At 45.5% G+C, this 12464-nt stretch carries 12 protein-coding genes; 7 read left to right on the forward strand and 5 right to left on the reverse strand.

What is annotated here, in order from left to right; genetic code table 11:
* Position 1: 1 nt before the first annotated feature.
* Positions 2-1054, forward strand: a complete 1053-nt coding sequence (rlmM, locus tag N5P32_RS12105) for a 23S rRNA (cytidine(2498)-2'-O)-methyltransferase RlmM (RefSeq protein WP_265729309.1) — start codon at positions 2-4, stop codon at positions 1052-1054.
* Positions 1055-1130: 76 nt separating this feature from the next.
* On the opposite strand, the gene N5P32_RS12110 is transcribed toward rlmM, so the two are convergent.
* Both N5P32_RS12110 and N5P32_RS12115 read right to left on the reverse strand, forming a co-directional pair.
* Complete coding sequence (locus tag N5P32_RS12110) at positions 1131-2801, reverse strand: L,D-transpeptidase family protein (RefSeq protein ID WP_265729310.1); 1671 nt, start codon at positions 2799-2801, stop codon at positions 1131-1133.
* The gene (locus N5P32_RS12115; RefSeq protein ID WP_265729311.1) at positions 2798-3085 is read right to left on the reverse strand and encodes a YkgJ family cysteine cluster protein; all 288 of its coding nucleotides are present in this window, start codon (positions 3083-3085) and stop codon (positions 2798-2800) included. Before N5P32_RS12115 ends, N5P32_RS12110 begins: the two co-directional genes overlap by 4 nt.
* A gap of 173 nt (positions 3086-3258) precedes the next feature.
* Here N5P32_RS12115 and N5P32_RS12120 point away from each other — a divergent pair, with 173 nt between their 5' ends.
* Complete coding sequence (locus N5P32_RS12120) at positions 3259-4497, forward strand: GGDEF domain-containing response regulator (RefSeq protein ID WP_265729312.1); 1239 nt, start codon at positions 3259-3261, stop codon at positions 4495-4497.
* 74 nt (positions 4498-4571) lie between these two features.
* Here the strand turns inward: N5P32_RS12120 and gatB are convergent, their stop codons facing one another.
* From gatB to gatC, 3 genes are read right to left on the reverse strand one after another with little or no spacing between them, the layout of a single operon-like run.
* Positions 4572-6017 (reverse strand): Asp-tRNA(Asn)/Glu-tRNA(Gln) amidotransferase subunit GatB, encoded by a 1446-nt coding sequence (gatB, locus tag N5P32_RS12125; RefSeq protein ID WP_265729313.1) that lies wholly within the window; start codon positions 6015-6017, stop codon positions 4572-4574.
* Positions 6018-6019: 2 nt separating this feature from the next.
* On the reverse strand, positions 6020-7480 hold the full coding sequence (gene gatA, locus N5P32_RS12130; RefSeq protein WP_265729314.1) for an Asp-tRNA(Asn)/Glu-tRNA(Gln) amidotransferase subunit GatA: 1461 nt from the start codon (positions 7478-7480) through the stop codon (positions 6020-6022).
* A gap of 11 nt (positions 7481-7491) precedes the next feature.
* On the reverse strand, positions 7492-7779 hold the full coding sequence (gene gatC / locus N5P32_RS12135) for an Asp-tRNA(Asn)/Glu-tRNA(Gln) amidotransferase subunit GatC (protein WP_265729315.1): 288 nt from the start codon (positions 7777-7779) through the stop codon (positions 7492-7494).
* Between the two features lie 236 nt (positions 7780-8015).
* Here gatC and N5P32_RS12140 point away from each other — a divergent pair, with 236 nt between their 5' ends.
* From N5P32_RS12140 to rng, 5 genes are all read left to right on the forward strand, one after another.
* Positions 8016-9059: a rod shape-determining protein gene (locus N5P32_RS12140; protein WP_265729316.1), complete on the forward strand. Its 1044-nt coding sequence runs from the start codon at positions 8016-8018 to the stop codon at positions 9057-9059.
* Positions 9060-9126: 67 nt separating this feature from the next.
* The gene (mreC, locus tag N5P32_RS12145) at positions 9127-9909 is read left to right on the forward strand and encodes a rod shape-determining protein MreC (protein WP_265729317.1); all 783 of its coding nucleotides are present in this window, start codon (positions 9127-9129) and stop codon (positions 9907-9909) included.
* Complete coding sequence (gene mreD / locus N5P32_RS12150) at positions 9909-10382, forward strand: rod shape-determining protein MreD (RefSeq protein ID WP_265729318.1); 474 nt, start codon at positions 9909-9911, stop codon at positions 10380-10382. The genes mreC and mreD overlap by 1 nt, the downstream gene beginning before the upstream one ends.
* A gap of 22 nt (positions 10383-10404) precedes the next feature.
* The gene (locus N5P32_RS12155; RefSeq protein WP_265729319.1) at positions 10405-11013 is read left to right on the forward strand and encodes a Maf family protein; all 609 of its coding nucleotides are present in this window, start codon (positions 10405-10407) and stop codon (positions 11011-11013) included.
* A complete protein-coding gene (gene rng / locus N5P32_RS12160; protein ID WP_265729320.1) occupies positions 11006-12460 on the forward strand; it encodes a ribonuclease G in 1455 nt (484 codons plus the stop codon). Before N5P32_RS12155 ends, rng begins: the two co-directional genes overlap by 8 nt.
* The last annotated feature ends 4 nt before the right edge of the window (positions 12461-12464 follow it).

The following is a 12464-nucleotide window of genomic DNA, read 5'->3' on the forward strand; positions in this document are numbered from 1 at the left end:
AATGAAAAATGTTTTGGTTTATTGCCGACAAGGTTTTGAGAAAGATTGTGCTGCAGAGCTGTCGGAAGTAGCAAGTAGTAAAGGGTTTTATGGCTACGCTAAGGTGGTTCCTGATGCGGGCTACATTGTGTATAACTTTGATCAAGCGGACGCTGGTGAAACATTGATCCAGCAATTGACGTTTAATCGGTTGATTTTTGCTCGCCAAATTATTGCTGTAAATGATGTGATTGAGTTAGAGCAAGGTGGTCGGGTTGAATCGTTGCTTGAGGCGGCACGCGAATTGCCATTAGCCGAAGAGATATGGATAGAGACAGCCGATACCAATGAGGCAAAGTCGTTATCTGGCTTGATTAAAAAACTAGAAAAGCCGTTGCGCGAAGGTTGGAAAAAATCAGGGGTATTGAGAAACAAAGCGGTTGGTGTCCGTCATCATGTTTTTATGTTGGATGGTGAGGCGGCGTATTTGGGTGTGTCCTACGCGGCTTGTCGTAGTGAGTTTCCGATGGGAATTCGTCGATTACGCTTTCCTGCGGCTGGGCCAAGTCGTTCAACGTTGAAACTGGAAGAAGCGTTCTTGCAGTTTGTGCCTGAGCAAACGCGAGAAACCGATTTGACCGAAGGAATGACGGCGGTTGATCTTGGTGCTGCGCCAGGTGGGTGGACTTATCAGTTTGTAAAGAAAGGCATTCATGTGATTGCGATTGATAATGGCCCTATGCAGAAAGAGTTGATGTCGACAGGTTTGGTTCAGCATGAAAAAGCAGACGGTTTTAAATATGAGCCGCCTTATACCGTGGATTGGCTGGTGTGCGATATGGTAGAGCGTCCCATCAAAGTCGCAGAGTTGATGGCTCAATGGTTGGCGAGTGGCTGGACCAGAAGGGCGATTTTCAATCTTAAATTGCCAATGAAGAAGCGATACCAAGAAGTGGCCTTGTGCATGCAAACGATTGAATCTTTGCTGAGAAAAGCGGGCGTCGGTTACCATTATCAGATAAAACATCTCTACCATGATCGTGAAGAAGTCACGGTATGCATTATGGTGCGATGAAGCGATCGCCATTTATAAAAAACACCCCATAGAAATCGGCTTTCTATGGGGTGTTTTTTTATCTGGGTGGGACAGCTTAGATGGAGTCCCCAGCACTAAATGGCGAATAGCCCATGGCTTCTTCCATTAAAGTGTCTCTGTCGTATACGTCGCTACGGAACTCAAGCATGCCGTTTGCGTTGGGGACAACGGTAAAGTACACCAAGTAAACGGGGATATACGTTGGCAATGTAATAACCGTATTACTGCCATTCTTAAGAGAGTTGTTCATGTCGTTGTATTGCTTGCTGCCTTTGGTGATCTCGCGGGCAAATTCAACCGGATTTTCCAAGCGGACACAGCCTGAGCTAAACGCTCTGTTTTCTTCGCGAAATAAGTGTTTTGCTGGTGTGTCGTGCAGGTAAATTTCATTTTTATTCGGGAACATGAATTTGTATTGGCCTAGTGCGTTCCCTTCATCTGGTTCCTGTTCAAAGCGGTAAGCCAATTTGTCTTCGTCTATGGCTTTCCAATTGATTTGTGTTGAATCCAGTTCTTTGGCGCCAATTCCCCAGCTTGAATATACCTTGTAGCCATGTTTGATAAGGTAGTTTGGATCGGCTTGCAGCTTAGGCAGCAAGTTTTCTCTGGCAATGCGATGCGGTACTCGCCACGTTGGGTTTGTTACCATGTAGGTCATTAGGCCTTTGAAAACCGGCGTTTTTCTGTCTGGCTTGCCTATGACGGCTTTCATTGAAGTGAGTTCGCCGTTTAAATGTAAGTTGACTGTGTAGTCTGTAAGGTCAACCCAAATGCGATTGGCCTCTAGTTCGCTTGGAAGCCAACGCCATCTTTCTAGATTGTAGCTGATCTGTTTGGCTCGGGTTTCAAGTGGTACGTTGAGCATTTCGATGGTTTTGGAGCCCGCCGCGCCGTCGGCCATGATGTGATGGCGATATTGGAAGCGCATAAGTGCTTCTTTTAAGCGCGAGTCGAACTCTTCTTCATTTACTTTTCGGGTTGAAAAGCGAATGTCTCCTAATTGAACCAGTCTGGCTCTTAGTTGGGCTACGCGGGGGCCTGAGTCACCAAGTGATAATGGAACACCAGCGCTAACAAATATGTCTTTCTCCTTTTTGGCGAGGTCTTGGTAGTACACCAGCCATTTTTGCAGTACTTGATATTGTGGGCTGCGAGGAGAAAGTAGTTGCAATGAGTTTACCATGTCGGTGGCAGAGTCAAGGAAAAGCAAGTCTTTCCAGTTGTTGCTTGGCGCGTCTAGCTGCCAATTTGGATCGATTAATTGGGGTTCATAGCGCCCGTTGCTGATGTCGTGGGCGTAGCTGGTTAGGGCGATGGTGCTGATGACATCCATTTCGGCCAATTGTTGTGGCGTGGGCTTTTTAATAGCCAAATATTCTTTGATGATGCTCGTGTGGTAATGGATGGGGTTGAGCCCATGAGCATGAGATTGTTCGAGAATGTCGACAAGCTTGTAAAGCGACATGTTGATCTTTTTATCTTTGATCCAAATAGGTTCATAACCGCGAGATTCGTAAGCTTCTAAAACGCTGTGATTTGGGATGGCTTGTCCTGCAACAGGTGTAAAGGCGTTGAGCGTCAATGAAACTTGCTCTTTTACGCTGTTCTCGATTTGCGATTCGCTAGGAGGTACAACAACAAATTGTTTGTTACTGCTGGTGGTCGAGCAGGCGCTAAGCAATAAGCTGACACAAAGTACAGGCAAAATGTGTTTCGCTGAGGTCATTGAGATATCCTTTTTAGTAAGCCGGTTTGATTGGGGCTGGTTTCATCTTCCAAATGGATCAAAATAGTAAGCGCTTCTTCTCTATTGCGGCCGCAAGTGTATTCGGCAGCATGAAAATCCGCACACACCTTAGGTCGAGACGGGTTGCCGAATAATGCGCAACGGTAATCGTCTAACAATTGGATGCAAGGTTCGCCTGCGGCTTTTCCGTTTGGCATGCCTGGTATGGGCGAGCTTATAGAGGGTGCCGTACAGCAAGCTCCACAATTGGATCGGCATTGCATAAGAAACAACCTTGCATGTAAACAGAGTGATGTTAATGTAAAGTCTTGTCGATTTTTTTACAAAACAATACTCGAGAAAGTTATTTTAGAGTATCGGAATCATGGGTCATAGGGGATAATTTAAAAATATTATCAAAAAGTAAAGATGTTGCTTTTCTAGTTGGAGTCCACGCATGACGGTGCAGAAAAAAATATTAGTAATTGAAGACAGTCCTGTTGTGTTGAAGGTGTTGCACCATCTCCTGTCTCAGATTTCGTTTTTTACGCCAGTATTGTGTGCGTGTTACAAAGAGGCTGAAGATAAGCTAAAACAGTCTGGCGGTGATTACTTCGCGGCGATTGTCGATTTGAATTTGCCCGATGCTGAGAACGGTGAAATTGTTGATCTTGTCTTGTCTTATAAGATTCCCTGCGTTGTGTTGACGGGTACTTTTGATGATAACTTACGACTTAGTTTGCTAAATAAAGGTGTCTTGGATTACATCACCAAAGACAGTCGATATTCTTTTAATCATGTTATTAAAGTCATCGAGCGGTTAAATCGCAATCAGGGCATTAAGGTTTTGGTTGCGGAGGATTCTTCCACAAGTCGTCTTTTTATTAAGATCTTGCTTGAGCAATATCGGTTTAATGTCATTGAAGCGGAAAATGGTCAGGTGGCATTGGCCAAGCTAGAAGAAGATCCAGACATTCGGATGTTAATCACCGATCATAATATGCCATTGGTAAATGGTTATGATTTGGTGCGGATGCTTCGATACAACTCTCGATTTCAAGATTTGGTCATTATTGGATTGTCTGCTGAAGGCGACAACGCCTTATCGGCTAAATTTATCAAAGCAGGTGCCAATGATTTCCTTAAAAAGCCTTTCTATCATGAGGAATTTCATTGTCGAGTGATTCACAGTTTAGAAGCTCAGGAAATGCTAGAGACAATTCGAGATTTGGCGAACGTGGATCCATTGACGAAATTAAAAAATAGACGCTATTTGTTTGAAGAGGGTGAGCGTTTATTTAGAGAGTCGCCGGAAGCGATTTCACTGGCAATGCTAGACATTGACCACTTTAAAAGCATCAATGATACCTATGGCCATATAGTAGGTGATAACTTGCTTGAGGCGGTTGGGCGAGAGATATTGGAGACCTTTCCGGGTATGTTAGTGTGCCGCTTTGGTGGCGAAGAATTCTGTGTAATGGCAAAAGTGGACGGACAGGATTTGCTGGATGCGTTGAATGTTTTTTTGACGCGATTGCGATTAAAAGAGTTTACTGAGGCGAAAATTTCACTGACGTGCAGTGTGGGTATGTGTTGCCAAGCCGTGGATTCGCTTGAAGAGTTGATTCGAATCGCAGATCATAACTTGTATGAAGCAAAGCGTTTAGGGCGAGATCGTATTGTTTCGACCGCGTGAACTTGATTGAGCGTTGGTGTTCAGAATGAAAAAAACCGCACAATTGTGCGGTTTTTGTATTTTGAAGGGGTCGATTAACCTTTTAGCATTTTGATCAAAATAGGGTTTACTATACCCGGATTGGCTTTACCTTGGGAGGCTTTCATTACTTGCCCTACAAAGAAGCCGATCATTTTCTTCTGCTTGTCTTCATCAGCGGCGCGGTATTGCTCTACTTGAGCTGTATTGGCGTCTAAAATGGTTTGGATCATGGCTTCAATGGCGCCGGTATCTGTTACCTGTTTTAGGCCTTTCGCGTCGATAATGGCGTCCGCCGATCCTTCTCCGTTCCACATGGCTTGAAGTACGTCTTTTGCCGTCTTGCCATTGATGGTGTTGTCTTTGATTCGAACCAGTAACTCGCCAAACGCTTCAGCACTAACGGGTGAATTTTCGATGTCCAACTGTTCTTGGTTTAAGAGTTTGCTCAGTTCTCCCATTACCCAGTTGGCTGTTAATTTTGCATCTTTGGCGACATTGTTGGCATTTTCAAAGAAATCGGCCATGGCGCGAGAAGAGGACAGGACGTTTGCGTCGTATTCGCTTAGAGCGTGTTCGCTTTGGAAACGCACGGCTTTCTGGCTTGGTAACTCTGGTAGCGTGGCTTTAATGTCATCAACGTATTCCTGGGTTAATACCACTGGCAATAGGTCTGGACATGGGAAGTAACGATAGTCGTTAGCGTCTTCTTTAGAGCGCATGCTGCGAGTTTCGTTTTTCTCTGGGTCGTAAAGGCGAGTTTCCTGAACGATACGGCCGCCATCTTCTAGGATATCAGCTTGGCGTTCGATTTCGGTGTAGATGGCTTTTTCAATAAAGCGGAACGAGTTGACGTTTTTGATTTCTGTGCGCGTGCCGTATTCTTTTTGGCCTTTAGGGCGCAGGGACAAGTTGATGTCGCATCGCATTGAGCCTTCAGCCATGTTGCCATCACAAATGCCAAGGTAAGTCACAATGGAGTGAATCATTTTGACGTAAGCAACGGCTTCTTTTGCAGAGCGAATGTCTGGTTCAGAGACGATTTCAAGCAATGGTGTGCTGGAGCGGTTTAGATCGATTCCCGTCATGCCTTGGAAATCTTCATGCAGAGATTTGCCCGCGTCTTCTTCAAGGTGAGCGCGAGTGATACCAACGCGCGAAGTGGTGCCGTCTTCTAGCATCACATCAAGGTAGCCTTTACCGACAATTGGGTGATCCATTTGGCTGGTTTGGTAGCCTTTTGGAAGGTCTGGGTAAAAGTAGTTTTTACGCGCAAAGACGGACGTCATGCCAATTTCAGCGTTGATAGCGTGGCCGAACATAACGGCCATGCGCAATGCTTCCTTGTTGAAAACCGGCAGTGCGCCAGGCATGCCCAAGTCGACAAGGGTAGTTTGTGTGTTTGGCTCTGCGCCAAAGCCAACCGCGGCGCCAGAAAATAGCTTAGATTTGGTAGAGAGCTGAGTATGAATCTCAAGGCCAATAACAACTTCCCAGTTCATGCTTATGCTCCTTTTGCCATAGTGGGTGTTTGTAGGTGCCAGTCAGTGTGTTGCTGATACTGATGCGCTACGTTCAATAGCTTGGCTTCGGCAAAATAGTTACCCATTACTTGCAGCCCGACTGGCATGCCGTTGGCAAAGCCCGCTGGGACAGACATGGCCGGGATGCCGGCAAGGTTAACGGATAATGTGTAAATGTCTTCGAGGTACATGGCCACTGGGTCGCTGGTTTTGCTACCAAGACCGAAGGCTGTTGTTGGTGCAACAGGTCCCATGATGACGTCGACTTCTTCTAGTGCTTTAACAAAGTCTTCTTTAATAAGGCGACGAATTTTTTGTGCCTTCAAATAGTACGCGTCGTAGTAGCCTTCAGAGAGTGCGTAAGTGCCAACCATAATACGCTTTTGCACTTCGGTGCCAAAACCTTCTGCGCGTGAGCGCATATACATATCTAGCAAGTCTTTTGGGTCGTCACAGCGGTGGCCGAAACGAACGCCGTCAAAACGAGATAGATTTGAAGAGGCTTCAGATGGTGCAATCACGTAGTAAGAAGGAATGCTTAGCTGTAAGTTTGGTAGAGAAATTTCTTTTACGGTCGCGCCCAGTTTTTCGAACTCTTTTACAGCGGTCATAATGACGTCAGCAACGGCTGAATCTAGTCCTTCACCAAAGTATTCTTTTGGAAGTCCTATCTTTAATCCTGTCAAAGGCGCGTTCAGGTTGGCCACATAATCGTCGACGGCTTGCTCAGCAGACGTGGAGTCTTTGTCATCAAACCCAGCCATGGCTTGCATTAGGTGTGCGCAATCTTCGGCACTTTTTGCCATTGGGCCGCCTTGGTCCAGGCTAGATGCATAGGCAATCATGCCAAAGCGAGACACGCGTCCGTAAGTGGGTTTCAGACCTGTGATGCCGCAAAATGAAGCGGGCTGGCGAATGGATCCGCCCGTGTCTGTTCCTGTTGCTGCTACTGCTAGACCGGCCGCTACCGCTGCGGCTGAGCCACCAGATGAGCCGCCAGGAACCATGTCTAGGTTCCAAGGGTTTTTCACTGCGCCATAAAAGCTATTTTCATTGGAGGAACCCATGGCAAATTCGTCCATGTTGGTTTTTCCTAGCATGACGGCGCCAGCTTGTTGAAAGCGGCTTGTCACAGTGGATTCATAAGGTGGAATAAAGTTATTCAGCATTTTGGAACCGCAGGTGGTGAGCGTTCCTTGGGTGCAGAATAGGTCTTTGTGGGCAATTGGAATGCCGGTTAAGCTTGATCCTTTGCCGTTCTGAAGTAGTGTGTCGGCCGCGGCGGCTTGTTCTAGGGCGCGTTGCTCACTCACGGTAATGTAGCTGTTTAGTTGAGGGTCGAGTTTGGCGATTCGCGCTAGAAAATGACGAGTTAGCTCGACACTTGAGATGTCTTTGTTGCGCAATTTTTGCGCTAATGTTGAGATGCTTTGTTCAAACATGCTTGTCTCTCTTAATCGATCACTTTTGGTACAAGGAAAAGGCCGGCTTCAGTTTGCGGCGCGTTCGCTAGAAATGCATCACGGCGATTTTCTTCTGTGACCAAGTCTTCTCTCAATCTTTGTGTCATTTCAAGCGGATTCGACAAAGGTTCAACCCCATCAGTGTCAATGGATTGCATTTGCTCGACGAGCGATAAAATGCTCGAAAGAGAGTGCTGGTATTGATCGGCGTCTTCCTCAGTAAGGGCGAGGCGAGCCAAGTGCGCAATTTTTTGCACGTCTTGTTTGTCTATGGACATGTTCCACCTAATATTTTGATTTATCGTAAATGCCTGCCATTGTATCCCTTAGTGGTATTGCTATAAAGCGGACGACATGAAAAAGAGGGCATATTTTCTATTTATTAAATTTTTTTGTTAAACAATGAAATACATGGGAACTTTTTTAATATTTACGCGGAATCAACTTGCCCAATGGACGCGTCGTTGTTACATTTTGACGCTGTTCGTATCGTATTATCAGGGTGTAAGAATTCATGTTTAAGAAAATCAGGGGAATGTTTTCAAGTGATTTGTCAATTGACTTAGGAACGGCAAATACCCTTATCTACGTTCGTGATCGCGGGATTGTGCTGGATGAGCCATCTGTTGTTGCGATTCGTCATAATGGAAACCAAAAAACGGTTGCATCAGTTGGTACCGATGCGAAGCGCATGTTAGGTCGTACACCGGGTAATATCACAGCTATTCGACCAATGAAAGATGGCGTTATTGCTGACTTTCACGTTACAGAAAAAATGCTGCAATACTTTATTTCCAAAGTTCATGAAAATAGTTTGTTGAAACCAAGTCCACGCGTTTTGGTGTGTGTTCCTTGTAAATCGACACAAGTTGAGCGTCGTGCCATTAAAGAATCTGCATTGGGCGCGGGCGCACGTGAAGTGTACATTATTGAAGAACCTATGGCGGCTGCGATTGGTGCGGGTCTGCCTGTTGCTGAGGCTTCTGGTTCCATGGTTATTGATATCGGTGGTGGTACTACTGAGATCGCTATTATTTCTTTAAACGGTATTGTGACTTCTGAATCCATTCGCGTTGGTGGTGACCGTTTTGACGAGGCGATTACGACTTATGTTCGTCGTCAATATGGTAGCCTGATTGGTGATGCAACGGCTGAGCGAATCAAAACAGAAATTGGTATGGCCTATCACACGGGTGAAGAGCTGCAAATTGATGTTCGTGGACGCAATTTAGCGGAAGGTATTCCTCGTTCTTTCACTCTTACTAGCACAGAAATTCTAGATGCTCTGCAAGAGCCGTTGGCTCAGATCGTACAAGCAATCAAGGGTGTTCTTGAGCAATCTCCACCAGAATTGGCGGCAGATATTGGTGAGACGGGTCTTGTTTTGACTGGTGGTGGTGCGTTGCTACGTGAAATTGACCGCCTTATCAGTGAAGAGACAGGGCTTCCGGTTATTATCGCTGACGATCCACTAACGTGTGTGGCACGTGGTGGCGGTATGGCTTTAGAGTTAATGGACAAACATGCTTCTGAACTGTTTACGGCAGATAACGAGTAAGCGTTAGGAGCGTACCATTAATAATTCGCTTCATTTTAGTGGCAAAGTTTCCAGTACGAGATTTATCGTGCTGGTTATTTTGTCTATGGCGATGATTGTTGCAGATGTCCGCTATGCTGTCTTTTCGCAAGTAAGGCCTTATTTGACCTTGCTTGTTACGCCAATTCAAGTTGTTGTAAATACCCCTCAGAAAATGCTCAACTGGGCTGGAGAGCATCTTGCCAGTAGAGAAGGCCTGGTTAAAGAAAACCAATCCTTACACGCTGAAATTCTTATTCTACGCAGTCGCCAGCAACGCCTGGAGTCTTTGCAAGCTGAAAACGTTCGTTTGCGTGAGTTATTGGATGCTTCACAGCGTGTGGATGAAAAGATTGTTATGGCTGAGGTGATCGGCTTTGATCAAAATGCTTACAGTCACAAGCTTATGATTGATAAAGGCTTTTCATCTGGTGCTTACATAGGGCAGCCGGTTTTGGATGCGACGGGTGTATTAGGGCAGGTGGTAGAAACCGCAGCTTACAGTAGTCGAGTCTTGTTGATTGCTGACGCCAGTCATTTTGTGCCGGTGCAGCTTTCTCGCACTGGGTTCAGAGGGATTTTACGTGGTACTGGCAGCTTAACCAGCATGGAGCTAATGAGCGTCCCTCGTTCGGTAGATATTAAAAAGGGTGATGTACTGACCACTTCAGGTTTGGATAAGCGTTTTCCAAGTGGTTACCCTGTGGGCGTCGTAAGAAGTGTGAAGTATACACAGGGCAAAGCGTATGCGGATGTGGATGTTGTTCCATTGGCGCAATTGGGTCGCAGTCGTCATGTTATGCTTATTGAAAAGCCTAAGGTAGGACGGTAGTGAAGCCAATTTTTGTGTTTTGTATTACTTTGCTGACAGCGCTTATGCTGGAGGCCGTCCCTTTCCCTGAAGAGCTGGTTTGGTTTCGTCCTGAATGGGCCTTATTGGTGATTTTGTACTGGGTTATAGCGCTTCCATTTCGTGTGGGTGTTGGTCTTGCTTGGTTTTTAGGTCTAATGGTTGACCTACTGCAAGGTGGGATTATTGGGCAGCATTCTCTAACCTACGTCATTATTTCCTATACCTGCGCCGTTTTTTATAAGCGTTTAAGAATGTACCATCGTTGGCAGCAAGGCTTTTTTATCTGCCTTTTGGTGAGCGTAAATCAATTGGTGGACTTTTGGGTTGACCATTATCTTGGGCACGCGGAGCCAACGCTAATGATTTTTATGCCTGCGGTGATTACTGGGGTGTTATGGCCTTGGTCTTTTATTATTTTACGCAGTGTTCGTCGTATTTATGCTATTCGATAAATTGTTGTTTTAGGGATTATTTATGCTTGTTTTGGCTTCAGCGTCGCCAAGAAGAAAAGAGTTATTGGGCCTTTTGGTCAAAGAGTTTTTGGTGCTGCCTGCTGATATTGATGAAACGCCTCACGAGCATGAAGACGCCAAAGAGTATGTTATTCGTATGGCGGTTGAGAAGGCGAGAGCGTCTGCCTTGATGTATTCGCATCAGTCTCAACAAGACGTAAACGCAATTTTTATTGCTTCCGACACCAGTGTGGTCGTCGATGGTAAAGTTTTAGGTAAACCTTCCTCATTAAGTGAATCAAAGTCTATGCTTAGACTTTTGTCTGGGCGATCCCATCAGGTCATCACCTCTTTGTGTGTTTGTAATTTGGCCTTTGAGCATGTCGCCACTGAGTGTGTGACTAGCAATGTCTCATTTCGATCAATTTCAGACGTTGAAATGGATCAATATTGGAAAACAAATGAGCCTCAAGATAAGGCGGGTTCTTATGCTATTCAAGGGCTAGGCTCTGTTTTTGTGAGTTCTATGTCAGGTTCATACTCTGCGGTGGTGGGTCTGCCACTTTATGAAACGGCGCAATTATTAGCGCAGTTCGGTATACATTCTTTGGAGGAAATGTCTCATGAGTGAAGATGTACTCATTAATGTTACTCCTATGGAGATTCGTGTTGCTCTTGTAGAGAACGGTGTATTGCAAGAGGTTTATATTGAGCGCTCCAGTCGCAAAGGCATTGTAGGAAATATCTACCAGGGTAAGGTGGTTCGGGTTTTGCCTGGTATGCAGGCCGCTTTTGTGGATATTGGTTTGGAACGGGCCGCGTTTATTCATGTTTCTGAGGTGGTCAATAGGGATGCGGTTAATCCAAGTGATCAAATTGGAGATTATTTGCGTGAGGGTCAGTCTTTGGTTGTTCAGGTAACGAAAGACCCTATTAGCTCAAAGGGCGCTCGACTCACCACGCACCTTTCTATTCCTTCCCGTTATTTGGTCTACATGCCGGATCAGGCGCACGTTGGTGTCAGTCAGAGAATTGAAGATGAAGTAGAGCGTGAGCGACTAAAGTCTCTTGTTTCTGAGGCGCTAACAGACGCGGATGAAAACAGTGGTTATATTTTAAGAACCGCCGCGGAAAGAGCGGGTGAAGAAGAAATTTTGTCAGACATTAAGTTTTTGACACGTCTCTGGCAATCGGTAAAGCGCAGAATGCAGAACGCAAAAGCCCCTTCTATTATTTATGAAGACTTGCCTCTACATTTGCGCACAATGCGTGATTTGGTGGGATTAACTACAGAGAAGATTCGTATTGATTCAAAGGAGAATTACGCTAAGTTGCGTGCCTTTGCCGAAGACTTTATTCCTGAGCTACGAGACCGTATTGAGTATTACCCTGGCGAGCGTCCTATTTTTGACCTTTACAGTGTGGAGGACGAAATTCACAAGGCGTTGGATCGCAAGGTGCAATTGAAGTCGGGTGGTTATTTGTTGGTTGAGCAAACGGAATCGATGACGACCATTGATGTCAACACAGGGGCTTTTGTTGGCAGTCGAAATTTAGAAGAGACCATTTATAAGACCAACCTAGAGGCGGCCACAGCAATTGGCCGCCAATTGAGGCTAAGAAATCTCGGTGGGATTATCATTATTGATTTTATCGACATGGAAGACGAAGAGCATAAGCGTCAAGTATTGCGAATGCTTGAGAAAATATTGGATACGGATCACGCTAAGACGAAAATTACAGGTGTTTCTGAGCTGGGCTTGGTTGAAATGACCAGAAAAAGAACCCGCGAAAGTCTTGGTCAGACCTTATGTGAGCCGTGTCGATCTTGTCGAGGAAGCGGTCTAGTGAAAACGCCTGAAACCGTGTGTTACGAAGTTTTTCGCGAGATTTTGAGGGCTGACAGGGCCTATAACTCACAAACTTATACCGTATTGGCTGCCAGTTCTGTTGTTGAGCGATTTCTTGATGAAGAAAGTGCCGCTGTCGCCGAGTTGGAGGCGTTTATTGGAAAAACCATTCGATTCCAAGTGGACTCTGTTTACACACAAGATCAATATGACGTTGTTTTACGCTAGCCAA

The organism is Marinomonas pontica, assembly GCF_026191375.1.
In the GTDB taxonomy this organism is placed as follows: domain Bacteria; phylum Pseudomonadota; class Gammaproteobacteria; order Pseudomonadales; family Marinomonadaceae; genus Marinomonas; species Marinomonas pontica.